At 44.4% G+C, this 22,287-nt stretch carries 21 protein-coding genes, 1 riboswitch and 1 other annotated feature; of the genes, 2 read left to right on the forward strand and 19 right to left on the reverse strand.

What is annotated here, in order from left to right:
- Window positions 1-12 precede the first annotated feature (12 nt).
- From dapA to lysA, 4 genes are read right to left on the reverse strand one after another with little or no spacing between them, the layout of a single operon-like run.
- Complete coding sequence (gene dapA, locus ACEYV4_RS01375) at window positions 13-930, reverse strand: 4-hydroxy-tetrahydrodipicolinate synthase (protein ID WP_373841650.1); 918 nt, start codon at window positions 928-930, stop codon at window positions 13-15.
- 15 nt (window positions 931-945) lie between these two features.
- The gene (locus ACEYV4_RS01380; RefSeq protein ID WP_373841651.1) at window positions 946-2,094 is read right to left on the reverse strand and encodes an N-acetyldiaminopimelate deacetylase; all 1,149 of its coding nucleotides are present in this window, start codon (window positions 2,092-2,094) and stop codon (window positions 946-948) included.
- Window positions 2,095-2,106: 12 nt separating this feature from the next.
- Window positions 2,107-2,817 (reverse strand): 2,3,4,5-tetrahydropyridine-2,6-dicarboxylate N-acetyltransferase, encoded by a 711-nt coding sequence (gene dapD, locus ACEYV4_RS01385; RefSeq protein WP_373841652.1) that lies wholly within the window; start codon window positions 2,815-2,817, stop codon window positions 2,107-2,109.
- A gap of 36 nt (window positions 2,818-2,853) precedes the next feature.
- The gene (gene lysA / locus ACEYV4_RS01390) at window positions 2,854-4,170 is read right to left on the reverse strand and encodes a diaminopimelate decarboxylase (RefSeq protein ID WP_373841653.1); all 1,317 of its coding nucleotides are present in this window, start codon (window positions 4,168-4,170) and stop codon (window positions 2,854-2,856) included.
- 98 nt (window positions 4,171-4,268) lie between these two features.
- Window positions 4,269-4,450, reverse strand: a riboswitch (Lysine riboswitch).
- Window positions 4,451-4,661: 211 nt separating this feature from the next.
- Here lysA and ACEYV4_RS01395 point away from each other — a divergent pair.
- Both ACEYV4_RS01395 and dapF read left to right on the forward strand, forming a co-directional pair.
- Window positions 4,662-6,020, forward strand: coding sequence for an aspartate kinase (locus ACEYV4_RS01395; protein ID WP_373841654.1), 1,359 nt, complete (start codon window positions 4,662-4,664; stop codon window positions 6,018-6,020).
- Window positions 6,021-6,034: 14 nt separating this feature from the next.
- On the forward strand, window positions 6,035-7,036 hold the full coding sequence (dapF, locus tag ACEYV4_RS01400; RefSeq protein ID WP_373841655.1) for a diaminopimelate epimerase: 1,002 nt from the start codon (window positions 6,035-6,037) through the stop codon (window positions 7,034-7,036).
- 56 nt (window positions 7,037-7,092) lie between these two features.
- On the opposite strand, the gene ACEYV4_RS01405 is transcribed toward dapF, so the two are convergent.
- The 15 genes from ACEYV4_RS01405 to ACEYV4_RS01475 form a co-directional block, all read right to left on the reverse strand.
- Window positions 7,093-7,845 carry a sulfite exporter TauE/SafE family protein gene (locus ACEYV4_RS01405; protein WP_373841656.1) on the reverse strand — a complete coding sequence of 251 codons (753 nt, stop codon included), beginning with the start codon at window positions 7,843-7,845 and terminating at the stop codon, window positions 7,093-7,095.
- Window positions 7,846-7,984: 139 nt separating this feature from the next.
- Window positions 7,985-8,962: a ribose-phosphate diphosphokinase gene (locus ACEYV4_RS01410; protein WP_373841657.1), complete on the reverse strand. Its 978-nt coding sequence runs from the start codon at window positions 8,960-8,962 to the stop codon at window positions 7,985-7,987.
- A gap of 64 nt (window positions 8,963-9,026) precedes the next feature.
- Window positions 9,027-11,462, reverse strand: a complete 2,436-nt coding sequence (locus tag ACEYV4_RS01415; protein ID WP_373841658.1) for an ATP-dependent RecD-like DNA helicase — start codon at window positions 11,460-11,462, stop codon at window positions 9,027-9,029.
- A gap of 25 nt (window positions 11,463-11,487) precedes the next feature.
- Window positions 11,488-12,168: a tetratricopeptide repeat protein gene (locus tag ACEYV4_RS01420; protein ID WP_373841659.1), complete on the reverse strand. Its 681-nt coding sequence runs from the start codon at window positions 12,166-12,168 to the stop codon at window positions 11,488-11,490.
- A gap of 12 nt (window positions 12,169-12,180) precedes the next feature.
- Window positions 12,181-12,837 carry a histidine phosphatase family protein gene (locus ACEYV4_RS01425; RefSeq protein WP_373841660.1) on the reverse strand — a complete coding sequence of 219 codons (657 nt, stop codon included), beginning with the start codon at window positions 12,835-12,837 and terminating at the stop codon, window positions 12,181-12,183.
- 118 nt (window positions 12,838-12,955) lie between these two features.
- Window positions 12,956-14,089: a tRNA 2-thiouridine(34) synthase MnmA gene (mnmA, locus tag ACEYV4_RS01430; RefSeq protein ID WP_373841661.1), complete on the reverse strand. Its 1,134-nt coding sequence runs from the start codon at window positions 14,087-14,089 to the stop codon at window positions 12,956-12,958.
- 107 nt (window positions 14,090-14,196) lie between these two features.
- Window positions 14,197-14,541, reverse strand: a complete 345-nt coding sequence (locus ACEYV4_RS01435; RefSeq protein WP_373841662.1) for a DUF1831 domain-containing protein — start codon at window positions 14,539-14,541, stop codon at window positions 14,197-14,199.
- A gap of 5 nt (window positions 14,542-14,546) precedes the next feature.
- A complete protein-coding gene (locus ACEYV4_RS01440; RefSeq protein ID WP_373841663.1) occupies window positions 14,547-15,716 on the reverse strand; it encodes a cysteine desulfurase family protein in 1,170 nt (389 codons plus the stop codon).
- An 18-nt stretch (window positions 15,717-15,734) separates the two neighbouring features.
- The gene (locus ACEYV4_RS01445; RefSeq protein ID WP_373841664.1) at window positions 15,735-16,430 is read right to left on the reverse strand and encodes a 5'-methylthioadenosine/adenosylhomocysteine nucleosidase; all 696 of its coding nucleotides are present in this window, start codon (window positions 16,428-16,430) and stop codon (window positions 15,735-15,737) included.
- Between the two features lie 9 nt (window positions 16,431-16,439).
- On the reverse strand, window positions 16,440-16,715 hold the full coding sequence (locus ACEYV4_RS01450) for a hypothetical protein (RefSeq protein WP_373841665.1): 276 nt from the start codon (window positions 16,713-16,715) through the stop codon (window positions 16,440-16,442).
- Window positions 16,708-17,259: an NUDIX hydrolase gene (locus ACEYV4_RS01455; protein ID WP_373841666.1), complete on the reverse strand. Its 552-nt coding sequence runs from the start codon at window positions 17,257-17,259 to the stop codon at window positions 16,708-16,710. Before ACEYV4_RS01455 ends, ACEYV4_RS01450 begins: the two co-directional genes overlap by 8 nt.
- A 19-nt stretch (window positions 17,260-17,278) precedes the next feature.
- On the reverse strand, window positions 17,279-17,479 hold the full coding sequence (locus tag ACEYV4_RS01460; RefSeq protein WP_373841667.1) for a cold-shock protein: 201 nt from the start codon (window positions 17,477-17,479) through the stop codon (window positions 17,279-17,281).
- 108 nt (window positions 17,480-17,587) lie between these two features.
- Window positions 17,588-20,383 carry an isoleucine--tRNA ligase gene (gene ileS, locus ACEYV4_RS01465; protein WP_373841668.1) on the reverse strand — a complete coding sequence of 932 codons (2,796 nt, stop codon included), beginning with the start codon at window positions 20,381-20,383 and terminating at the stop codon, window positions 17,588-17,590.
- 63 nt (window positions 20,384-20,446) lie between these two features.
- Window positions 20,447-20,658 (reverse strand) — a binding site (T-box leader).
- A gap of 26 nt (window positions 20,659-20,684) precedes the next feature.
- Window positions 20,685-21,479 carry a DivIVA domain-containing protein gene (locus tag ACEYV4_RS01470; protein ID WP_373841669.1) on the reverse strand — a complete coding sequence of 265 codons (795 nt, stop codon included), beginning with the start codon at window positions 21,477-21,479 and terminating at the stop codon, window positions 20,685-20,687.
- 21 nt (window positions 21,480-21,500) lie between these two features.
- Window positions 21,501-22,286 (reverse strand): RNA-binding protein, encoded by a 786-nt coding sequence (locus ACEYV4_RS01475; RefSeq protein WP_373841670.1) that lies wholly within the window; start codon window positions 22,284-22,286, stop codon window positions 21,501-21,503.
- Window position 22,287: the final 1 nt, after the last annotated feature.

The following is a 22,287-nucleotide window of genomic DNA, read 5'->3' on the forward strand; positions in this document are numbered from 1 at the left end:
TCAAGTTCCTCCTTATAAGTTATCGGGAAGGTCCCGAGCATTCAATGAACCTGTTGGTAGGCTCAGAGCCGTCTCCAAGGCACCCTTTTCTTCATCATTTAACGGTAAGATCGGCAGACGACAACCACCAACTTCATAACCCTGTGCATTCAAGACGGCCTTAACCGGTGATGGTGATGGATACATGAAGAGTGCCGCCATCTTTGGTGTTAATAGCCGTTGCAATTGACCGGCCTTCTGATAATTACCAGCATAAAGCTGATCATACATCTGCCGCATTTCATTAGCATAACAATGTGAGGCCACAGAAACAACACCATTGGCACCAAGGACTCGGGCTGTCAATGCTTGGGCATCCTCGCCACTAAAGACCGCAAAATCGTCAGCCTTATGTTCAATAATGTATTCCATTTCTTCAAGGGAGGCACACTGCTTAACACCCGCAATGTTTGGGTTCTTAGAAAGCTCGACAACCGTTGCGGCGTCCATCTTAACACCAGTCCGTCCTGGAATATTATAAATAATAATTGGAATGTTAACCTGGTCAGCCACGGCCGTAAAGTGGGCAATCATCCCCCGTTGATTTGGTTTATTATAAGGCGGAACTACAACCAATGCGTAGTCAATACCATCAATCTTGGCAACTTCATTGGTAAAATCAATTGTTTCTTGAGTATTGTTGCTCCCGGTTCCGGCAATTACTGGAAAACGACCATCAATAATTTGACCAAAATGTCGATAAAGGGACAGCTTTTCATCATGGGATAAGGTTGGTGTTTCTCCGGTGGTCCCACCAATAACAAAGCCGTTGCTTCCCTGAGCAATTAAGTGATTGGTTAATTTTTCAAGACTAGCAAAGTTGAGCTTCCCCTGATTGTCAAATGGGGTAACGATTGCGGTTAGTAAATCAGCATCTTGTAAAGTTATCATAGGTAATTCCTCCAATTAATTTTGTTGCATTCGATAATTCAAAAAACCAGTAATAGCATTGACGCCCTTTTGAATGGCACTCTCTTTTGGCGTCAAGGTTGCGGAGTGCAATTGAGAATCATCATCGACTCCCAACCAAAACATGGTTCCTGGAAACTGGGCTAATAAAAAGCCAAAGTCTTCTCCAGTCATTGCCGGTGGTGTTTCAATAAAGTTAACATCCGGAGCTTGTTGCATATATTGAATAAAGTTCTTAGTCAACTGGGGGTTGTTTTCAACTGGCCAATAGCCTCCTTGGTTAAGTTCTAATTGAACCTTCATATTGAAACTGGTGCCGATCCCACGACAAATTTCTGCTAGGCGGTGGTCAATGCGTTTAATCATCTTCTGTGTCAGCCCACGGATAGTACCTTCAATTCGGGTATGACCGGCAATAACGTTTCGAATGCTACCACCACGAATCTTCCCCAAGGTAATTACCCCGCTTTGAATCGGGTCAATACTTCGTGAGATCACCGTCTGCACCTGAGTAATCAAACTGGCAGCAGCAACCACTGTATCGTTGGCATCCTGGGGATAGGCAGCATGGCCACCCTTGCCAATCAAGTCAATGTTGACTTCAGTTGTACCAGCAAAGAGTGTTCCCATCCGGCAACCAATGGCACCCGCTGGCAGGTCAGGATTATCATGGAGACCATAAAATTCATCAGGTCGCCATTGGCCAGTAAAGACACCCGCCTCATAAGCACGCTTACCACCATAATCACTTTCCTCGGCTGGTTGGAAAAAGAAGACGAGGTTATCCTGAGGCTGGTGATCACTGAAGTAGGACAAGACACCCAACGCTACAGTCATATGAATGTCATGGCCACAAGCATGCATTACACCAGGGTGCTGTGAAGCATAAGGTAAACCAGTCTGTTCTTTTACTGGTAAGGCATCAATGTCCGTCCGGTAACCAATTGTTCGTTGGGGAGCAGTTCCATGAACCAGCACGAGGATCGCCGTCGGTAATTTGTCCGGTACCATGATTTCCAAATGATCTTGATTAAAGTCCTTGATTATTTTCATTAAATAATCATGAGTTTGAAATTCATGCAGGGCCAACTCCGGGATTTGATGAAGGTGGCGGCGGACCCGAATTAACTGTTTTTCAGTTAGCATCAAAATTCCTCCTCAAAGTTTTCGCAGATTATCCTGTAACCCGGTCTTACTCTTAGTCTGCGCATCTACATTTTTGATAAATTTAGCTGGTACACCGGCAACCATCGTATGGGGTGCCACATCATGGGTTACAATCGCACCGGCAGCAACTACGGCTCCTTCGCCAACATGAACACCTTCGATTACTACAGCGTTCGCACCAATCAGAACATTGTTATCGATTCGGACTGGTTGGGCAGATGCCGGCTCAACTACTCCCGCTAAAACGGTTCCAGCACCGATATGACAATGCTTTCCGACAATTGCTCGTCCACCAAGGATTGCACCCATGTCAATCATTGAGTCGTCCCCGATCTCGGCACCAATGTTAATCGTCGCCCCCATCATGATAACGGCGTTGTTACCAATCAAGACCCGATCACGAATAATCGCACCTGGTTCGATTCGCGCATTAACACCCTTAAGATCAAGCAACGGTACGGCAGAATTACGGGCGCTGTTCTCAACCCGGTAATCGGTAATCACGTCTTGATGTTGTTCCAAAAATGGTTTAACCACTGACCAATCACCGAAAATTACTCCACTATGTGCTTCAGTGAAGTTATCAATTTCCTTTGGAAAATCTAAGTTAGTTAGTTTGCCTTTCAAATAGACTTTTACTGGAGTCTTCTTAGGGGCGTTACCAATATAATTAATAATTGCTTGTGCATCTAATTCTGCCATTATTCAAAACCTCTTTTTACATATTATATATGGTAGCTAATCATTAGCTTTATAAGGACGATCTAAATGAACTAAATCGGCTAAACTCTCACGGGCAATAACTACTTGAGAATGACCATTTTCTGCAAAGACAACTGCCGGCCGTGGGTTGCGGTTATAATTGGAAGCCATTGAATAACCATAAGCCCCTGTGTCTAACATTGCTAAGACATCACCGGGCTTGGTCGCCGGCAGGGCCTGATCTTGACTCAAAATATCGCCAGATTCACAATACTTACCGGCCAAGCGAACGTGCTCTTTAAGCGGTGCATGTGGATCCGCTGCCAGCACCGTCTCGTATTGCGCGTGATAAAGGGCGGGACGAATGTTGTCCCCCATTCCCCCATCAACGGTAACATAGGATTTCAAACCAGGCACATCCTTACGAGAGCCCACCGTATAAAGGTTATAGCCAGCCGGGCCAACAATTGAACGCCCTGGCTCAATCCAGATGGCAGGCATGGTCAAATCAGTTTGGGCCACCACCTTTTTAATGGTCTTAATGATGGCATCAACGAATTCTTCAGGCATCAATGGATGATCCGCATTTACGTAACGAATACCAAAGCCGCCACCAACGTTAATGATTTCTGCTTGATAACCGTATTGTTTTTGCCAGTGGTTTGCTACTTCAACCAGTTTCTTAGCGACCCCTTCGAAACCGGCTAGTTCAAAGATCTGTGAACCAATGTGGGCATGGAGTCCCTTCATTTTCATCCGTGGATTAGCTAATACCCGTTTTAAGGCCTCATCTGCTTGGCCGGATTGCAGGTCAAAACCAAATTTACTGTCAACCTGACCAGTTTGAATGTACTTATTAGTATGGGCAGAAATTCCAGGAGTAATTCGTAGCATAACCTTGATCGTGGCATCTTCCTGTTCGAGTAAGTCAGCTAAAAGATCAATCTCGTGGAAGTTATCCAGCATAATAAAGCCGACGTGGTGGCGAATAGCCATCAAGAGTTCAGCCCGTGATTTATTGTTACCATGAAAGCTAACCCGTTCCATTGGAAAGCCAGCTTTAATCGCCGTATAAAGCTCACCAGCCGAAACGACGTCCACGTGAGCACCTTCAGCGGCAGCAACTTGATACATTGCAACTGCGGCAAAAGCCTTACTAGCATAACTGACTGCGTAGGCAACATGGTTAGTTTCAAAGACCCGACGAAAACGACGAATTTGGTCCCGAATCTTAGCAACATCATAAACCACCAGTGGTGTTCCATATTGATGGGCCAATTTAAGAGTGTCACACCCCCCAATCGTAAGGTGACCAGCAGCATTAATCTCCTGCTCTGTTATTTGCTCATTCATCTATTGTCCCTCCATCACGTTTGCTTGGGGAATCGACTGCTTAAAAAAATCCACTGTTTGCGCAAACAAACAGTGGATGTAATTTCATTATCCATTTAATCTGTCGATAGCGCAACGCAGGCTGAAAATGTCCTGCGACAGTCCGCAACTTATTAGGTCACGCCCCAGCTAACCTAACCGGGCCAGGTTAAGTGCTTCGGCAGCCGCCCTGTTCAGTAATGATCATCGCTTGGCATCACTCCGCTTACTTACTAGTGTTGGCTGCGCCTCTTCGATTTATGTCTATAGCTTATAACAAATAATGAGAAAGTCAATAGCATAAATTAAATTTTCACAAATTAAATAAATTGATTATATGAAGTAAAACGTTATTGCAGCAGCTAAGCAAAATAATATGACTTGCTTATTTTAAGTTCCATGTTAAAATTCGGTTAAAAAAGATTAACGATAATTAGTAATTCTAATTTTAGTTATTAAGGAGACTTAGAAAAATGAAAGTAGTTAAGTTTGGTGGCAGCTCATTGGCTGATGGTGAATCTTTTGCCCAAGCCATTAAAATTATTACGGCCGATCCCGAACGGCGGGTTATCGTAACTTCTGCGCCAGGAAAGCGGAACCCCGATGATACTAAAGTTACCGACCTCCTGATTGAATACGCCCACCGTGTCCTTAACCAACAACCCTATGATGATGTCCTACACCAGATCATCACCCGCTACCTAGCAATTGCCAACTATTTCAACATTCCCCAAGAAAAGCTAGAAGATTTGATCCAACGCTTACGCAATTTGCCAACAGGCCATTATCCAAATAGTCATTACCTAATGGCCGCCTTCAAGGCTCATGGTGAACGTTCCAATGCCATGCTGATGGCAATCATCCTCCACCACCTTGGTTATGAAGCCCGGTTTGTAACACCTAGTGAAGCCGGTATTCGGGTAACCGGAACCCCCAACAACGCTAATGTTATCCCCGAGACTTACAGCCTGCTCGACCGGTTTACTGCCAAGCAGAGTGAGTTATTGATTTTTCCTGGTTTTTATGGCATTACCCTGGCTGGCCAGATTGCGACCTTTTCTCGTGGCGGATCCGATATCACCGGTGCGATCCTGGCACGTGGTCTCCATGCCGACCTTTACGAAAACTTCACCGATGTCGATGCAATTTATTCAGCCAACCCTAATGTCATTACTGATCCCCAACCAATCACCAAGATGACCTACCGCGAAATGCGAGAACTTTCGTATGCTGGTTTCTCCGTCTTTCATGATGAGGCCTTAATTCCTGCTATTCAAGGCAACATTCCAATCAATGTTAAAAATACTCAACATCCCGAAAAGCCGGGTACCCTTATCGTTCCCGAAAAGAACTTTCAACCTCGTGATATTGTCACCGGGATTGTTAGTGACAAGCATTTTGCGGCTTTGTATCTTCATAAATATTTGCTTAATAAGCAAATTGGATTCACCCTTAGGATCTTGAAAATCTTAGCTAGGCACCACATTCCTTACGAACACATGCCTTCTGGAATTGACGATATCACGATCATCCTTGATCGGCGGCTCCTGAACGACCAATTAATTGACGAAATCGGTAATGAGATCCAAGAAGAAGTCAATCCCGACCATTTAGAATGGATTAACAACTATGCCATCACAATGGTTGTTGGCGAAGGAATGCGTAACCGAATTGGTGTGATTAATGATATCCTAGAGCCGCTTGCCAAGCACCATATCGCCGTTCCAATGATTAACCAAGGGGCTTCGCGGATTTCCATCATGATTGGTACTTATGACAAGGATGCCGACGCAGCCGTTCAGGCTATCTACCACCGTTTCTTTGCTAACTAAGGAGGTCTTCTTACATGCCAACCCTATTAAAAGTTCATGGTTCTCAAAATCAATTTTTCATTCTTGATCAAACCCAGCTAAGCCAACCCCTAACTGATCCAGAGCTGGTTAAGCTGACCCAGCAAATTACTGCTCACCAAACTGGTTTACTTGGTGGGGCCGACGGGCTACTGGTTGTCAATCGCCCAACCCGTCCCGGCTCGCAAGCCCAAATGCGGATCATCAACGCTGACGGTAGCGAAGCAACAATGTGTGGCAATGGATTACGAACCGTTGCCCGTTACGTTGCCGAGCGAGACCACTTAAGCCAATTTAAAGTTGATACCCTGAATGCCAGCCTGCAGGTCCGTCAGCAACCAAACTTGGCTCAAGGAGTACCTGCCTTCGCCGTTGAAATCTCTCCCGTTCGCTTTACAGCAGCGGCCTTGCCATTTACTAACCTCGGTCATGAGCGTCTCCTTAATACCCCGGTCCCAGAAATTTGGCCCCGCCTCAGGTTTTCAGCAATTGCGGTTCCTAATCCCCACTTGATCTCCTTTGTTAACCGTCCCGCCCTTCAGGATGGTGTTTTAGGAACAATTGGCAAACGTCTCAACGCCAAGAACCCCTACTTTACAGATGGTGTCAATGTTAACTTTGGATATATTTTAGGAAAGAACAAGCTTTTCGTCCGTACTTACGAACGAGGAGTTGGTTTTACAAACGCCTGCGGAACCGGAATGTCTGCTACCAGCCTGGCGTTTGTCCTCCTTCACCCTGATCAATCAGCCTTTAATCAGCCGATTGATGTTTTCAATCCTGGCGGTAAGGTCCGTACAATCGTTCATTACCAAGATCAGCACTACTGGATTGAATTAATTGGCAACGCGACCTTCACCCATCAAATTAAAGTGAGCGAAACTAACTTGCACCAAGCTAATCTTCACCCAGAAAATGTTCAAATCACGGACACTGGCGAACAAGCATATTACCTTGACTTTGTAAAACAGTTACCGCATTTTAATTTAATTGACTAATCATAAAAAAATGAGCTTAAGCAAATTTCACTGCTTAAACTCATTTTTGTTTTTAATCATTTCATTGACATACAGCCCATAATAGCAATAAAAATTCCCATAAACAATTTCACCATAAAGGCTCGTGAGGGCTTACTTGTTAACCAAATAATAACCGATGGTGCTAAAAAGGCACCTAACAGCGAACCAACAATCAAGCCCCCCGCAGCTTGCCAATCAACGTTACCACCGGTTAAATGCAATAAGGCACCAACAATTGACATTCCCACTAAAGTATAAGAAGAAGTCGCCGATGCCTGTTTCATCGAAACACCAAGAATCAGTAAGCCAGCTGTGATCGGCCCGCCACCACTCAGACCAGCAATACCAACCATCAAGCCACCTATGATACCGTATAAAATGCTGGCCGTCTTCGGTGACAAGCGACGCTTTTGCTGAGGTGCATTGTGATAAAGTTGGTAGATAATTTGCAATCCCAAGATAACCAAAATTAGACCAATCACGATTTTATAGATTCGCTTGGGAATTAAGGGTGAAACTAAGAAGCCAACAATGATGCTGGGAATTGCTGCCAATAGCATCCGGTTGCCTAACTTAAAATCAATTAATCCCTTTCGATAATAGGACCATGCACCAATTACTAGTGCGGGCAAGGCGGTTACGATTGAGGTAGCAGCGGCGGCCGCTGGTGCTAATCGAAAAAGGCCAGACAAAACACCCAAGTAAATAGCACCGCCACCACCACCAAGTGAGATAACAAAGATTCCCACTAAGAAGCCAATAATTACCAATGAAATCAATTGTAACATTTAGGTCACCCTTCACATTAAGCATGATTATTGTAACTACTTACCATTTCCAGATCAACTTTATAATGGCAATAATGGTCTCCAGAGTTCGAATTTGCCCGAGCTTTGGAGGCCATTGTGTATACCGAGTATTTATATTTTAATTATGATTAAAAAGCGTATCAATTGATTGATGGTTATGAATCCGAACCAAGGCCTCTGCTAATAGGTCAGCCACGGACAACCGCACCAGTTTCTTAAAGCATTTAGTGGCCGGCAAGTTAATGGTATCGGTAACAATCATTTTTTCTATGCCGGAATTTTCCAGAATATTAACGGCATCCCCAGACAGGACCGCATGGGTGGCAATTCCATAGATTTTCTTGGCACCAAACTTTTGTAAGGCAGCCGCAGATAGCTTCATCCGAATCCCCGTATCAACAATGTCATCAACCACCAGGGCGACCCGTCCCTTGACGTCTCCAATTACGTATTCCGGTATTTCTTGATCAGCTCGTTCACGAACCTCGTCTGCCCGGTTATCTACAATTGCAATGGGGGCCTTGATTCGTTCAGCAAACTTACGAGCTAAGCTTACACCAGCGTGGTCAGGTGAAACCACGACCGTTTTGTCACCCGTCAACCCGTGCTGTTCACAATAATCAGCTAATAAACCAGTTGCTTGAAGGTGGTCAACTGGGATATCAAAGAAACCCTGAACCTGAGCAGCGTGAAGATCAATCGTTACTAAGCGATCAATCTTATCCATTTCCAAAAGGTTAGCAATCAGTTTAGCCGTGATCGGTTCCCGACTACGCGCCTTCCTGTCCTGGCGAGCATAACCATAATAAGGCATCACAACATTAATCTTAGCCGCACTTGCTCGACGTAAGGCATCAACCATGATTAACAGTTCCATTAAGTTCGTGTTAACCGGGTCAGAAATAGACTGAATGACGTAAACCTCACAGCCCCGGACACTCTCATCAATGGTAATCTTAATTTCACCATCCGCAAAGTGGCTAACGGAGGCCTTACTTAAAGGAAGACCTATTCGTTGAGCAATTGCTTTTGACAGCGGTCGATTAGAATTTAAGGCAAATAAGCGGACATTCTTAGCATTTTTAATCTGAGTCATCGTTTTCTGCTCCTTTGTTTCATGCACAAATCCACATTTATTATCGCAACAAACTGCCACTCAATCAAGGGGCACCCGTACAGTTTTGGGGTGTAATCCCATCCATTCCAATCATGGGATCAATCGCTTGCTGCTCAATTAACGCTACTGTTAAACGGTGAGAACCATTTGTCGGTCCCTGTGAATCACTATTAGCTGATGATGACTCAGATGGTGATTCCAATTGATGATGACGTTGCCAAATTGTTTGCAGGCGTTGCAAAAGTGATGTCTGTCTATTTACCCCCGTATTCTTAGTGGCCATTGCTAATGCCGATGGTTCACCAATTAAGACCAGCTTTGAGGCTGCCCGGGTGATCGCCGTATACACCAAGTTCCGTTGCAACATTCGACTAAATTGACGAACCAGTGGTAACAAAACCATCCGGAATTGACTCCCTTGTGACTTATGAATTGAAATGCAATAAGCAAGGCGAAGCTGAATCCATTCCTTACGACCATAATTAACCTCGTTACCATCAAAATTAACCGTTACCGTGTCGGTTCGCTTGCCGCCCTTTTTAGCACCAACTTCAACTGCTGTGATACGACCAATATCACCATTAAAAACATTGTTCTCCGGGCTATTAACCAATTGAAGGACCTTATCCCCCACCCGAAAGGTTTGGCCACGAAATTCAACTTCTTGCTTATCCTTAGCTGGTGGATTGTAAGCTTGCTGAGCCAATTGATTGAGATTATCAACCCCGGCTTGCCCCCGGTACATTGGTGCTAAAATTTGGACATCATCGGCCGTATAACCACGCTTACTAGCCAGTGCGATAATCTGACGAACAATTCCTGGAACCTGTGGAGCATGACATTGAATAAAGGAGCGATCGGCCAGCCGACTAGTCAAGTTTGCCGGTACATGGCCCTCCTTAATCGCATGGGCTAATGGAATAATTGTTGAATCAGCCGATTGACGATGAATGTCGGTTAACTCTACCTGAGGCAATGCCGAAAAGGCTAAGAGGTCGTGAAAAACCTGTCCAGGACTAACCGATGGCAATTGGTCCTTATCGCCAACAAAGACAACATGCATTGAAGTAGGGATAGCTTGGACAAGGGTCTTAAATAAGAGGGTGTCGACCATTGACATTTCATCAATAATTAACAAGACACCTTTAATATCCCGTGCATTCAGGTCCGTTGGCACTTCTCGGCCGTTCAAGCCTAACATTCGGTGAATGGTGCTGGCAGGCAAATCAGTGGTCTCACTCATCCGTTTAGCCGCTCGTCCTGTGGGTGCCGCTAGTAGAACTGGAAAAGCGTTGTCCTTATATTCATCAAGGTTTAAAGATAGTTGGTGCAATTGAGCATAGGCCGCTACGATTCCCTTAATAATAGTTGTTTTCCCCGTTCCGGGACCACCAGTAAGCAGTAGGACCTTGTTAGTAAGGGCCTTCTTAATCGCTGTTCTTTGAATCGGGTCATATTTGATTCCTGCCTGCTTGCTAGCCTTCGTCACGGCCTGTTCTACAGCAACTGAATTGATTTTTTCTTCCGGAGCATTGGCTAACCGATATAAATTATCAGCGATTTGCCATTCAGCCTTATATAGAACCGCCGGATAAATTCGCTGATCCTCATAATTAATTGCATTTTTCTTTTCGAGAGTCACGATTTGATTAGAAACGGCATCAACACTTACCATTCCATGGTCCCCTTCATTTAAAAGACGGACAGCTTGTTGAAGAAGGGGTTTCGTGGTGGTATAAGTGTCGCCCGTTTCCATCGTTAGGTCATCAAGGCTTTGAAAAATAGCAGCATTGATTCGCCGGGGATCATCAGCCGACATTTTTAAATGGGCAGCTACCTGGTCAGCTCGTCGAAAGCTAATCCCCGCGATATCAATTGCTAGACGGTAGGGATTATCCTTGATCACGTGCAGTGTCTCATCCCCATACTTATCAAAAATGGCGCTGCTGAGGTTGCTACCAAAGCCAAGGTCGTTTAGGCCAATAATGATCTGATCCATCCCCTGACTCGCTGCCAAATTCTTTACGAGAGTTTGTTTGATCCCGTGGCGAAGGGTTAGGTCATCAAGCACGTGGGGATCATTATTGATTTTTTCGATAGCGTTAGTGCCCAGGGTATCAACAATCTTTTCCGCCGTTTTCTTACCAATCCCACTAAACCTTTTACTAGCTAAGAATTCAATCAAGCCCTCACGACTTGTGGGCTGGTTAACATGGTAGGATTGGGCCTGAAATTGACGGCCATAACGAGGATGATCTACCAGTTGTCCTTCAAAGCGATAGGTCTGATCATCACTGAGTTCACCGAAGCTTCCCGTTACCGTAATTTCATTTTCATTCCAGTCAAAGTTAGCATCCTCTACCGAAACAATGAGAACCTTATAAAAAGAATCAGGACTAGTAAAAATTTCCGATTGAACCTGACCAATAAAAAAAGACGGCTCCGCGGGCGTCTTAAATAAGTCCATTTCATCAGCCATTGAAGTCATCCTTTCCATTCATCTTTTATTTTCCCTGGGTCTTACGCAAAGTCTTCTCAATATCATTCAAGCGTCGTTCGCTTTTCTGGTAGTACTGAGGATCCAATTGCTTGGCTTGAGTCAGGTAATCCCGATAAGGCTCTCCCAGTACCATGGCAACCAAACCGCGATTAAATTGAGTATCGGCCCGGCCTGGGTGACGCTTCAAAATCGCATCATAGTACTTCTTAGCCTGGTCAAATTCTCCAAGGGCCAAGAGTGAATCACCAACTACCTGGTTAATAGCCGGATCTTCTCTGCGTAACTCATGAGCCGTGAGCCCATAAGCAACTGCCTGCTTATGTTGACCCTTCTTCATATAGCTCTGGGCCAACATCAGGTAAGAATCGGCCTTTCTTTTTTCATCTTTAATTTTATTATAAAGCTTAATTGCTCGGTCAACCTTACCCACTTCATAGTAAAGGTTTCCTAAGCCGTAGTTTAGAAGGTCTTGAGCTTCTTGGTCATTCTTCGCCTCAAAAATTCCAAGAGCTTTCATGAAGAGCTCTTCAGCTTGTTCATAATCATTCAGTCGCGTTAATAATGAGCCAAGGTCATAGTAGTTATTGACCTTGTCTGGATGCTCATCAATTGCCTGAATTAATTTGTGAACAAGCTTTTCAGTTTCCTTCTTTTCCTTTTCCCGAAAATCTTTCTTTTCAGTCATCATATTCACCCCTTAAATTGTATCAGTTGGATCAACCTTCGTCTTGTGAAGGTAAGATGTGTCATTCCACTTTTCAAGCTTAAAATGTTCAGCATCGGTGGTTCGTAAAATCGTGGTTGACGTATTGGATAAGCCGCCCCGGTCTTTTAAATGGGCCAAAGGGGTCCCAATCAATGCGTTAATAGTAGCATTTAGCGCTGCCCCATGAGAAACCACCACAATATTTTTACCGGGGTTCAATCGACAAAACTCTTTAATCGCCGTTCCTACTCGGTTAATCACCTGTGGGAAACTTTCACTTCCGATTAGCTGGGCATCATATTTATCTGGATGGTGACGAAAATTATGCAACGCTTCCGGCCATTTTGCCTCCACGTCGGCAAAATGCATTCCCTCCATCTTTCCAAGATTAAATTCTTTGAGTCGGCTATCAATTGTTAACGGAATTGGTCGATTAAGATGATCAATTAATTTCTCTGCTGTCACCCGGGCCCGTTTAAGCGGACTGGCATAAACATGGGCAATTGAAACAGCCGCTAACGATTTGGCAAGCTGAGCAATCTCGTGATAGCTGCTGGCTAACAATGGTGAATCACCGTGAGCTCCCTGGTAGCGTGACTGAAGATTCCATTCAGTTTTTCCATGACGAATTAAATATACTCTTGTCAATTTATATCGCAGACCTTTTTTATTAATATTTTACCAAATAAAGCGGTGATTGTTCATTGCATTTGTCAAATAAGTAAAAGAAAAACCGGAATTATCCGGCCTTCCTTATTTTCAGATGTTAAACATATTGTAATTGACGATTTTTATTATAGGCCCGATCAATAATCGCACTACCGAGACACTCCTGACCATCATAAAAGACAACCGCCTGACCAGGGGTAATGGCCCGAGCCGGCTCATCAAATTCGACGGTCACCTGTTGACCATCCGCAGAAATGTGGGTAGTCACCCCGACGTCCCTTTGACGATAACGGAACTTAGCCGTGCAATGGAAATCATGGCCATAACGACTAACCACGTCATCAACCCAGTGAATATCACTGGCCTCCAAGTGCGTCGCATAAAGGTGTTCATTGTGGTAACCCTGGCCAACGTAAAGAATATTCTTCTTAATATCCTTACCGATGACAAACCAAGGAGCATTACTCTTCTTGTTACCTCCTAGGCCGAGGCCTCGACGCTGACCAATCGTGTAATACATCAACCCCATATGGGTGCCGACAACCTTTCCGTCAACCGTTTCCATTTTTCCAGGCTGAGCAGGAATGTATTGACTAAGGAATTCTCGAAAGTGGCCATCCTCACCGATAAAACAAATTCCCACAGAGTCCTTCTTATCAGCAGTGGCCAGGCCGGCTTCACGGGCAATCTGTCGAATCTCCGGTTTAGTGTAATTAGCTAATGGAAACAATACCTTATCCAGTTGTTGGTAATCAAGTTGGCTCAAAAAATAAGTCTGGTCTTTATGCTGGTCACGAGCCCGCATCAGGTGCATCCGACCATCAGCATCCCGCTTCAAGTCCGCATAATGACCCGTAGCCACGTAGTCAGCCCCCAATTGATTGGCATAATCTATAAAGGCCTTAAATTTAATTTCCTTGTTGCAGATCACATCCGGGTTGGGTGTCCGTCCCTTTTTATATTCCGCAATAAAGTACTTAAAGACCCGGTCCCAATATTCCTTTTCAAAATTAACAGAATAATAAGGAACACCGATCTTGGTGGCTACCTTAGCAACATCCTTGTAGTCTTCTGTAGCGGTACAAACCCCGTTTTCATCGGTGTCATCCCAATTCTTCATAAAGACACCGACAACGTCATAACCTTGTCGCTTTAACAACAAGGCCGCAACGGAAGAATCCACTCCGCCGCTCATGCCAACAACAACTCGTGTGTGACTGTGGTCAGTCATATTTACATCACCATCATTTCAAATAGATTCTGGAATAATCTACGATTGAAGGTCGCATGCATCCAGTATTTATCATTGTACCAAAGGATTCCGTTCACTGCACAGAATTAATCCTTGGTCATCAAGACCTGACGTTTTAACATTTCAGCTAAAATATAGTGGTATTGTTCGACAAATTCAGCAGATCGTTTCTGTTTAAAGATATTAATTTTGCGAAACTCGTTACCAGACAGAGTTTCCATCTTAAAGCCGGTTAAATCGGCATTAACCAAAATCCGCAACTTTGCTACCGGCTTAAAGGGATTATCAGTGTCTAAACTACCCTTATATTCAAAATTTCCCCGCTTGGTCTGTTCAAAGCCAAGATCGAGCAAGGCATATTTCTTGATGTCCGGACTAATGTAGTAGGTTACCGTATCACCCGGGATTCGTACACTCTTGGTAAACTCCACCCTTATCAGTCCTCCTTTTTTTGGTTAATTTGTTTGAGCTTATTAACAATTTTGATAACAGCCGCGATCAATTTATCAATATCCTCTTCGGTATTCATAGCGCCAAAGCTGATCCGGATAGACTGGCTGATCCGCGGGCTGTCTTTTCCATACATAGCGGTCAAGACATGTGACGGTTCAATACTACCAGCCGTGCAAGCGGATCCCCCAGAAACGGCAATCCCGGCTAAGTCCAAGTCGGTCTGCATGACATAGGTTGAAATACCCTTAAACCAAAGATTAAGAACGTGGTTCAACCCATCTGGGTCTAACTTACCATTGACTTCAAAATCAACTCCGGCATCACGTAAGGAATGAACGATCTTTTGCTTGAAATGGTAATAACGTTTCTGACGTCGTTGCTTTTCGGCCGGGTTATCTAACTCAACTGCTTTAGCAAAGGCCGCAATTGCCGGAACATTTTCAGTACCGGCTCGACGCTTAGTTTCCTGGTCGCCCCCCTTGATCAAGCTCGGGAAATTAATTCCGTCACGACGATAAAGGAAACCAATCATCTTAGGGCCGTTTAATTTGTGGGCCGAAGTCGATAGCATATCAATGTGGTCACGTTTAACATCAATTGGTAACAAGCCGTACGCCTGAACAGCATCGGTATGGAACCATGCCTGATGATCCTTCAGGATTTCACCGATTTCATGAATTGGCATCCGACTACCAACCTCGTTGTTACCCGTCATGATCGTTACCAAGATGGTATCATCACGCAATGCTTTCTTAAAATCATCTAAAGAAATTTCACCATATTCATTCACCGGCAAGTAAGTAACTTCGAACCCATGTTGTTCCAAAAAATGAAGGGGCTTTAAGACGGCTTCGTGCTCAATTGCCGTAGTAATGATGTGCTTACCAAGCTGCTGACGGGCCAAGGCTGTCTGAATAATGGCGGTATTGTCACTCTCGGTCCCACCACTAGTGAAAACAATTTCATTATCGTCGGCATTAATGCTCTGGGCAATCACATGGCGACTGTTTTCCATCACTAACTTAGAATGCCGACCATAGGAATATCCAGTGGAAGCGTTTCCCCAGGAGTGCTTCATCTCCTCGGTCATTGTCTTGATCACTTCAGGCGCCATTGGTGTTGTAGCGGCGTTATCTAAATAAACTTCACTCACAAATATACTTCCTTTCAATTAATTATTTAGGTCCGCAAATAATTGCAGCAACATTTTAGCAGAACGCTTACCGGCTTCCACGATAAATTCGTCAAAGCTGACTCCGGCATCTTCATCCCCGGTGTCCGACATTGCCCGCACTACCACGTAAGGCACGTCATGGTCAGTAGCAACTTGACCCACTGCCGCGCCTTCCATTTCACTGGATAAGGCATCTGGGAAATAACGTAAGATTTTGGCAATAGCATCCCGACTGGCTACAAATTGGTCACCAGAAACAATTAAGCCCCGTTTAATATTGAGACCGGTTTGCTTGCCAGCCTTCTCCAGGGCCTGTCCCCACTTTGCTGATGCTTTAAACCGGGGCTTTTTACCAGGCAATTGTCCATAAACGTAATCGAAGGCCCGTGCATCAACATCATGATAAGCCGTTTCACTGGAAATTACGACGTCCCCAACATGCAGGCCCTTACCAATTCCACCAGCGGAGCCAGAATTGATTACCACGTCCACCTGAAAATCGGTAATCAGGTGTTCCGTAGTAATGCCGGCTTCAACCTTGCCAATTCCGGATTCAACCAAAACCACATCTTGATCAGAAATTTTACCGGAAAGATAATCTTTCCCACCAATGGTTTCAACCTGTTTATCAGATAACCGTGCCGTCAGCTCTTTTATTTCTTCTGGCATCGCACAAATAATTCCAAATTTCATTTTCTCCTCCTAGCCAACATAAAAAAGAATTAAATACACCACAATAATTGCCGCTACCAAGGCCACGATGGCGATATTCAATCGTCTTTTCAAACGTTGTATTTTCTCTTCTTGTTCCTGTGCTTGATGGTCATCGGCCCATTCATGCCGGTGCATTATTGGTGACGACTCTTGACCATTGACTGCTTGAGCCGCTCGTTCCTGCTCCTGACGATACTGTTGCCGTGATACAAATGACGACGATTGCCCATCATCATGCTTAGGGCCGGTCGGTTGTTCAGACATGATTCTTCATTCCTCGCCAGTAATAAATTGCCATGATCGTTTTAGCATCTTCAATTTTTCCTTCATCGATCATCTTTAAGGCCTGGTCCAAGGTTACTGTTTGTAACACTAATTGTTCGTCCTGGTCTTGTGGTAACTGGTGATCAACCGGTTCTAGACCCGTAGCAAGGTAAAGGGTCATGTACTCATCCATACAGCCTACCGAAGTATAGAAAGACGAAAGTTTCTTTAATTCAGTGGCCTGATAGCGAGTTTCCTCGTTTAGTTCTCGCTTTGCAGCGTGAACAGCACTATCCGCATCCCGACCGTCAAGCTTACCAGCGGGAATTTCAAGTGTTGTTTTAGCAACTGGCGCCCGCCACTGTTTTTCCAAAATCATCTGATTATCCTTAGTGAGGGCCAAGATGGCAATTGCCGGAGCGTGGTGAACAATCTCCCGTTGAGCAATATTGCCCTGAGGCGTTTTTACCTGCTGAACCTCAACGTCAATCAAATGGCCATGAAAAACATACTTGCTTTCAATTGGCTTTTCCGCAAAATCCATAATTACATTCTTCCTTTTACTAATTTAAAATACGTACATGTGCTGCCTGCGGACCCTTTTTACCCTGAACAATCACCAGGGAAACCTCTTGACCTGCTTTCAAGACACGTTGAGAGCCTTCGATTCCTCGATAGTGGACGAAGATCTCGCCTTCATGGGGAACGATAATAAACCCCCAACCTTTATCCTTATCAAAACTCTTTACTTTACCTTTTAGCATTCTTTCACCTACTAATTAAAAAATACCAAGTGGTTATCGCCACTTGGTATTTTACACCGCTCAAGAATAATTGTCATGAAATGGCCTATTCTGAGCAACATTATTTAATCATTTTTCAAGGCCTTCGTCCACTGTCTCCGGAAAGTTTTCCCGAACGATCTTAGCGCATCGCCCACAGAGGGTTGGGTAGGCACTATCAACACCAACGTCCTTCTTAACCATCCGGCAACGAGCACATGGTTCACCTGGCGCTGCGGTAATCTTAACCGCAATCCCATCATCGTACTTATCAGCACCTGCCGGAGCATCGGCAGCTGGGTGAATTTCCAAGACTGGTACGCCAAGTAAGAGAGCTACATCAGCATTCAGGTTCTTTAACGAAGCCTGTTGTTGATCATTGAGGTAAAGGTCAACTTGAGCATGAGATGCTTTACTAAGCAATTTAGCATCCCGTGCTTCTTCTAAGCCCTTCAAGACATGAGATCGTAATTCCATGAAATCGGCCCACTTGGTAAGAAGGTCATCTTCATTATTAAAGGTCCGAGGGTCAGGAATCTCAGTTAATTGAACGAATTTTTCCGGTTCATCCATATAACCCCAAACTTCTTCTGTTGTGTGTGGCAAAATTGGTGTTAAAAGCTTAACCAAAGTTACTAAGATCTGGTAAAAGACCGTCTGCATCGACCGCCGAGCATGAGATTTAGCTGGTTCAATGTATAATACATCTTTAGCCACGTTCATATAGAAGGCGGACAGGTCATTATTAACAAAATTAATTAATAACTTGTAAGCATCGAGGAAGTCATACTGATCAAAATCAGCCCGCATCTGCTTGAGGAAGTGATTTAATTTAACCAGCATATACTGGTCAACCACTTCCAGTTTATCGTAAGAAACCGTATCGGCCGCCGGTTCAAAATCACTGGTATTAGCGAGCAAGAAGCGGAAGGTGTTGCGGAGCTTGCGATAGGCTTGAGAGATCTGTTGAAAAGTCCCCATAGAGACCCGAACATCGGCAGAAGTATCGGCACTCATAACCCAAAGACGAATGATCTCGGCGCCCATTTGCTTAATAACCTTTTCTGGATCGATGACATTTCCCATGGACTTACTCATCTTTTTACCCTTTTTATCAAGAGTAAAGCCCTGAGAAATAATGCTTTTGTAAGGTGCACGTCCGGAGCAAACAACACTAGTGATCAAACTAGAGTTAAACCAGCCCCGATACTGGTCGCTTCCTTCCAAATACATATCAGCCGGGTAAGTCAGGTAATCTCTTTCGGCCAAAACGCCCTGGTGGGAAGAACCAGAATCAAACCAAACATCCATAATATCGGTTTCCTTGGTGAACTTACCATGTGGAGAATGTTCATTAGTATAGCCCTTGGGTAAGAGATCCTTAGCATCACGGTCAAACCAAACGTTAGAACCATACTTGGCAAAGAGGTCCGCCACGTGATTAATGGTCTTCTCTTCCATGATCGGCGTCCCGTCTTCCGCATAGAAGATCGGCAGCGGAACTCCCCAAACCCGTTGGCGAGAAATGACCCAGTCGCCACGATCTTTAATCATGTTACGTAACCGAACTTTCCCCCATGATGGATGGTATTCAACGTCTTCCAAAGCATCTAAGATGTCCTGACGCATTTTTTCAATCGAAACAAACCACTGATCAGTTGCCCGGAAAATAATTGGCTTCTTGGTCCGCCAGTCGAATGGATAGGAGTGCTTAAGAGGTTCTTCTAGTAATAGTGAACCAGCATCCTTCAACTTCTTCAAAGAAATGTCGTCGGCATCTTGGTAGAAGACGCCATCAAAATCGGCCCCATTCTCCTTAGTTAAGACACCCTGATCATTAACGGGAGCAAAGATTGGCAGGTTGTATTTCTTACCAAAGTTATAGTCGTCATCACCATATCCCGGCGCAGTGTGAACTAAACCGGTACCGGTATCAGCAGTCACGTAATCAGCGCAGCCAACCAAGATATCACGGTCAATATACGGATGCTTGGTAACCATGCCTTCCATGTCTGCACCTGTTAAGTGTTTAACGACTTCATAATCAGTCCAACCAAACTTCTTGGCAACATTTTCTAACAGTTCGGTTCCGATGACAAACTTACGATCATCATTAGCTGGCTTAACCACGGAATAATCGAACTTAGGATTAACAGCAACGGCTTCAGAAGCAGGAACCGTCCACGGAGTCGTTGTCCAGACTACCAAGTAAGTATCATCATCAAGCTGACCCTTACCATCCTTTACCTGTTCAGCAAAGAAGGCCGTCTTAGCAACCACATCATGATATTCCACTTCGGCTTCTGCTAAGGCAGATTCAGATGACCATGACCAATAAACTGGCTTTTTAGCCTGGTAAAGCAGTCCCTTCTTAGCAAACTCGCCAAAGACCCGGACCTGAGCAGCCTCAAATTCCTTATGCAACGTTAGATATGGATGGTCCCAATCAGCGCTAACACCAAGCCGCTTAAAGTCTTTTCGTTGTTTATCAACCTGCTCTAAGGCGTACTTGCGACAGAGGTCCCGAAAGGCAGAAGTAGACATCTTCTTACGGTCATAGCCCGCCTTCGTCAGTTGGTGTTCAATTGGCAATCCATGGGTATCCCAACCAGGAACGTACGGTGCCCGATAACCGGTCATTGACTTATAACGAATAATAAAATCTTTTGAAATTTTATTCATGGCGTGACCAATATGAATATTTCCGTTAGCATACGGAGGCCCATCATGAAGGACAAAAGTTGGTTTGCCCGCATTTAATTTTTGTCGTAATTGATAAACTTTATTTTCTTCCCAAAGCTGTTCACGTTGAGCTTCGGTAACCGGTAACTTCCCACGCATAGGGAATTTTGTTCGGCCGATGTTAAGCGTGTCTTTAACCCGCATTACAATTACTCCTTTCTGTTATGCATGTTTAGTAAACTCTCTAACAAAAAAAGCTTCATCCCGCTATGGGACGAAGCTTTTCGTGGTACCACCCAAATTCAAGGTCAATTGACCTCCTCGTGGCATTGATAACGGTAATGGGCCGGACCAACCTACTAGTAATTTGAGTTAGTCACTCAGAGATGATCAGAGAAAACGTATTAATACCAGTCTCACACCAACCACTGGCTCGCTGTATTTGCTACAATCTTCTCAATTCTCCTCAACGTTTTTAAAGAGAGCTATTCACTCCAGCGGTAATTTAGTCGTTAGAATCATCATCAGGGAAAACAACCACCGTCTGACCGGCATCACTAGCTGCTGAATCAGAATCATCAGCAGCCATAGTACCAGCTGCCGAAGTAGTCGCTGATGTCGTATCTGGCGTCGAAGAATCGGCAGCTGTCATTTCAACTGCCGGCTGATTCGGGTCAATAGCCGTTTCCGTTGACGATGCAACGTCATCTGAAGTAGTTGTTGATGATTCTACACTGTCCGTCGAATGATTGTCAAGGTTCGTACCCAGGATCTTTTGAATTTCATCGTACTTATCCGTATCATCCGTTGCCAGCAACTTATCCCATTCATCACTCTTCACAACTTCTAATTGGGATTCCAACATTACTTGCAAACGTTGACGGAAAATCCGCGTTTGCTTCTTCAGATCATTGGTCTCCGTCGTCAGTTTACGGGTATCCTCCGCACTTGCTTCAATCACCTGGTTAGACTTCTCATTAGCCTCAGAGACAATATCCGTTGCCTGCTTCTGGGCTTCCCGAATCATAATGTCTGCTTCTCGTTTAGCATTTGTTTTAACCTTATCAGCGGCTTCTTGAGCCACTAAGATTGACTTATTCAAAGAATCCTTTAACTCAGTAAAATATTTTAACTTACCTTCATCAGCTTTAATATTTTCCTTTAATGCATGGTTTTCTTCCGTTAATTGTTGGACGGTTTGTGAAACAGCCTGAACAAACTTTTTAACTTCTTCTTGGTTATAGCCACGCATCTTTGTTGAAAATTCTTGATTATTGATTTGATCGATTGTTAACCCCATTGTTCATTCCTCCAATTAAAATTACGCCCGAATCACGGACATCCTTACCTTATCCTTTTGCTTTCTCGTTTTGCCACCAAACGCATCAATTCGTAAACGCCCCGCATGACGAACCGATAATAAATCATGTTCAACGATTGGATAATCAGGACGATCAATTTCTTCCCAATTTAACCGCACGAGACCATGTTCAATCAGCTGTTTAGCCCGGTTACGTGAATAATTAAAGCCAGCCGCCACAATGCTATCCAACCGCAACGATGTTACAGTAGTAGTTAACTTTTCCCAATCCTCAACCGGCGTTAAAACAGCCGTCAATTCAACAGGAAGCCATTTAACCTTAACTCGGCCAACATGATTAACATTTTGCCGAAGAAAACGTGCCATCTCATGTGTAACGATTACTTGCCAATGAATTTCATCGGTCAAAATATCCCCAAAGGCTTCCCGACTCAATCCTTCTCCTAGCAAAGTACCCATGATTTGTCGATGATGCAATTCAGCAAACTTGATTGGATAATCAACCGCCAGCGCCTGTAAATCAAAGTCGGCTGCTTGTGGATGATAATAAGTCGGATAAAATAGCAATCTTTGCATTTCGGCACCAGGCCAACCGCCCGCACTGCTCATCTTAATCTCAGTTGATCGGTTAACCAGGGTCCGTGCAATGTAACGCTGACGTGGATTCAAGAAGGATGTTAAAACAGGGCGATATTGATTAGTTGCCGTTGCAATCCAGTCATTAATCTGGTCAATCAATGGCGCTTCATCCGGCCGAAAATGTTGTTTAATGTTTCGTTCGTCCATT

This window comes from Limosilactobacillus sp., assembly GCF_041859915.1.
GTDB lineage: Bacteria > Bacillota > Bacilli > Lactobacillales > Lactobacillaceae > Limosilactobacillus.

Coding starts and splice junctions, on each gene's coding strand:
- dapA (WP_373841650.1), bottom strand. CDS start 930: ATGATAACTTTACAAGATGCTGATTTACTAACCGCAATCGTTACCCCA.
- ileS (WP_373841668.1), bottom strand. CDS start 20,383: ATGCGGGTTAAAGACACGCTTAACATCGGCCGAACAAAATTCCCTATG.
- lysA (WP_373841653.1), bottom strand. CDS start 4,170: ATGAATGAGCAAATAACAGAGCAGGAGATTAATGCTGCTGGTCACCTT.
- ACEYV4_RS01475 (WP_373841670.1), bottom strand. CDS start 22,286: ATGGACGAACGAAACATTAAACAACATTTTCGGCCGGATGAAGCGCCA.
- ACEYV4_RS01410 (WP_373841657.1), bottom strand. CDS start 8,962: ATGACTCAGATTAAAAATGCTAAGAATGTCCGCTTATTTGCCTTAAAT.
- ACEYV4_RS01445 (WP_373841664.1), bottom strand. CDS start 16,430: ATGAAATTTGGAATTATTTGTGCGATGCCAGAAGAAATAAAAGAGCTG.
- ACEYV4_RS01415 (WP_373841658.1), bottom strand. CDS start 11,462: ATGGCTGATGAAATGGACTTATTTAAGACGCCCGCGGAGCCGTCTTTT.
- ACEYV4_RS01470 (WP_373841669.1), bottom strand. CDS start 21,479: ATGGGGTTAACAATCGATCAAATCAATAATCAAGAATTTTCAACAAAG.
- mnmA (WP_373841661.1), bottom strand. CDS start 14,089: ATGACTGACCACAGTCACACACGAGTTGTTGTTGGCATGAGCGGCGGA.
- ACEYV4_RS01380 (WP_373841651.1), bottom strand. CDS start 2,094: ATGCTAACTGAAAAACAGTTAATTCGGGTCCGCCGCCACCTTCATCAA.
- ACEYV4_RS01395 (WP_373841654.1), top strand. CDS start 4,662: ATGAAAGTAGTTAAGTTTGGTGGCAGCTCATTGGCTGATGGTGAATCT.
- ACEYV4_RS01455 (WP_373841666.1), bottom strand. CDS start 17,259: ATGGATTTTGCGGAAAAGCCAATTGAAAGCAAGTATGTTTTTCATGGC.
- ACEYV4_RS01420 (WP_373841659.1), bottom strand. CDS start 12,168: ATGACTGAAAAGAAAGATTTTCGGGAAAAGGAAAAGAAGGAAACTGAA.
- ACEYV4_RS01405 (WP_373841656.1), bottom strand. CDS start 7,845: ATGTTACAATTGATTTCATTGGTAATTATTGGCTTCTTAGTGGGAATC.
- ACEYV4_RS01460 (WP_373841667.1), bottom strand. CDS start 17,479: ATGCTAAAAGGTAAAGTAAAGAGTTTTGATAAGGATAAAGGTTGGGGG.
- dapF (WP_373841655.1), top strand. CDS start 6,035: ATGCCAACCCTATTAAAAGTTCATGGTTCTCAAAATCAATTTTTCATT.
- dapD (WP_373841652.1), bottom strand. CDS start 2,817: ATGGCAGAATTAGATGCACAAGCAATTATTAATTATATTGGTAACGCC.
- ACEYV4_RS01450 (WP_373841665.1), bottom strand. CDS start 16,715: ATGTCTGAACAACCGACCGGCCCTAAGCATGATGATGGGCAATCGTCG.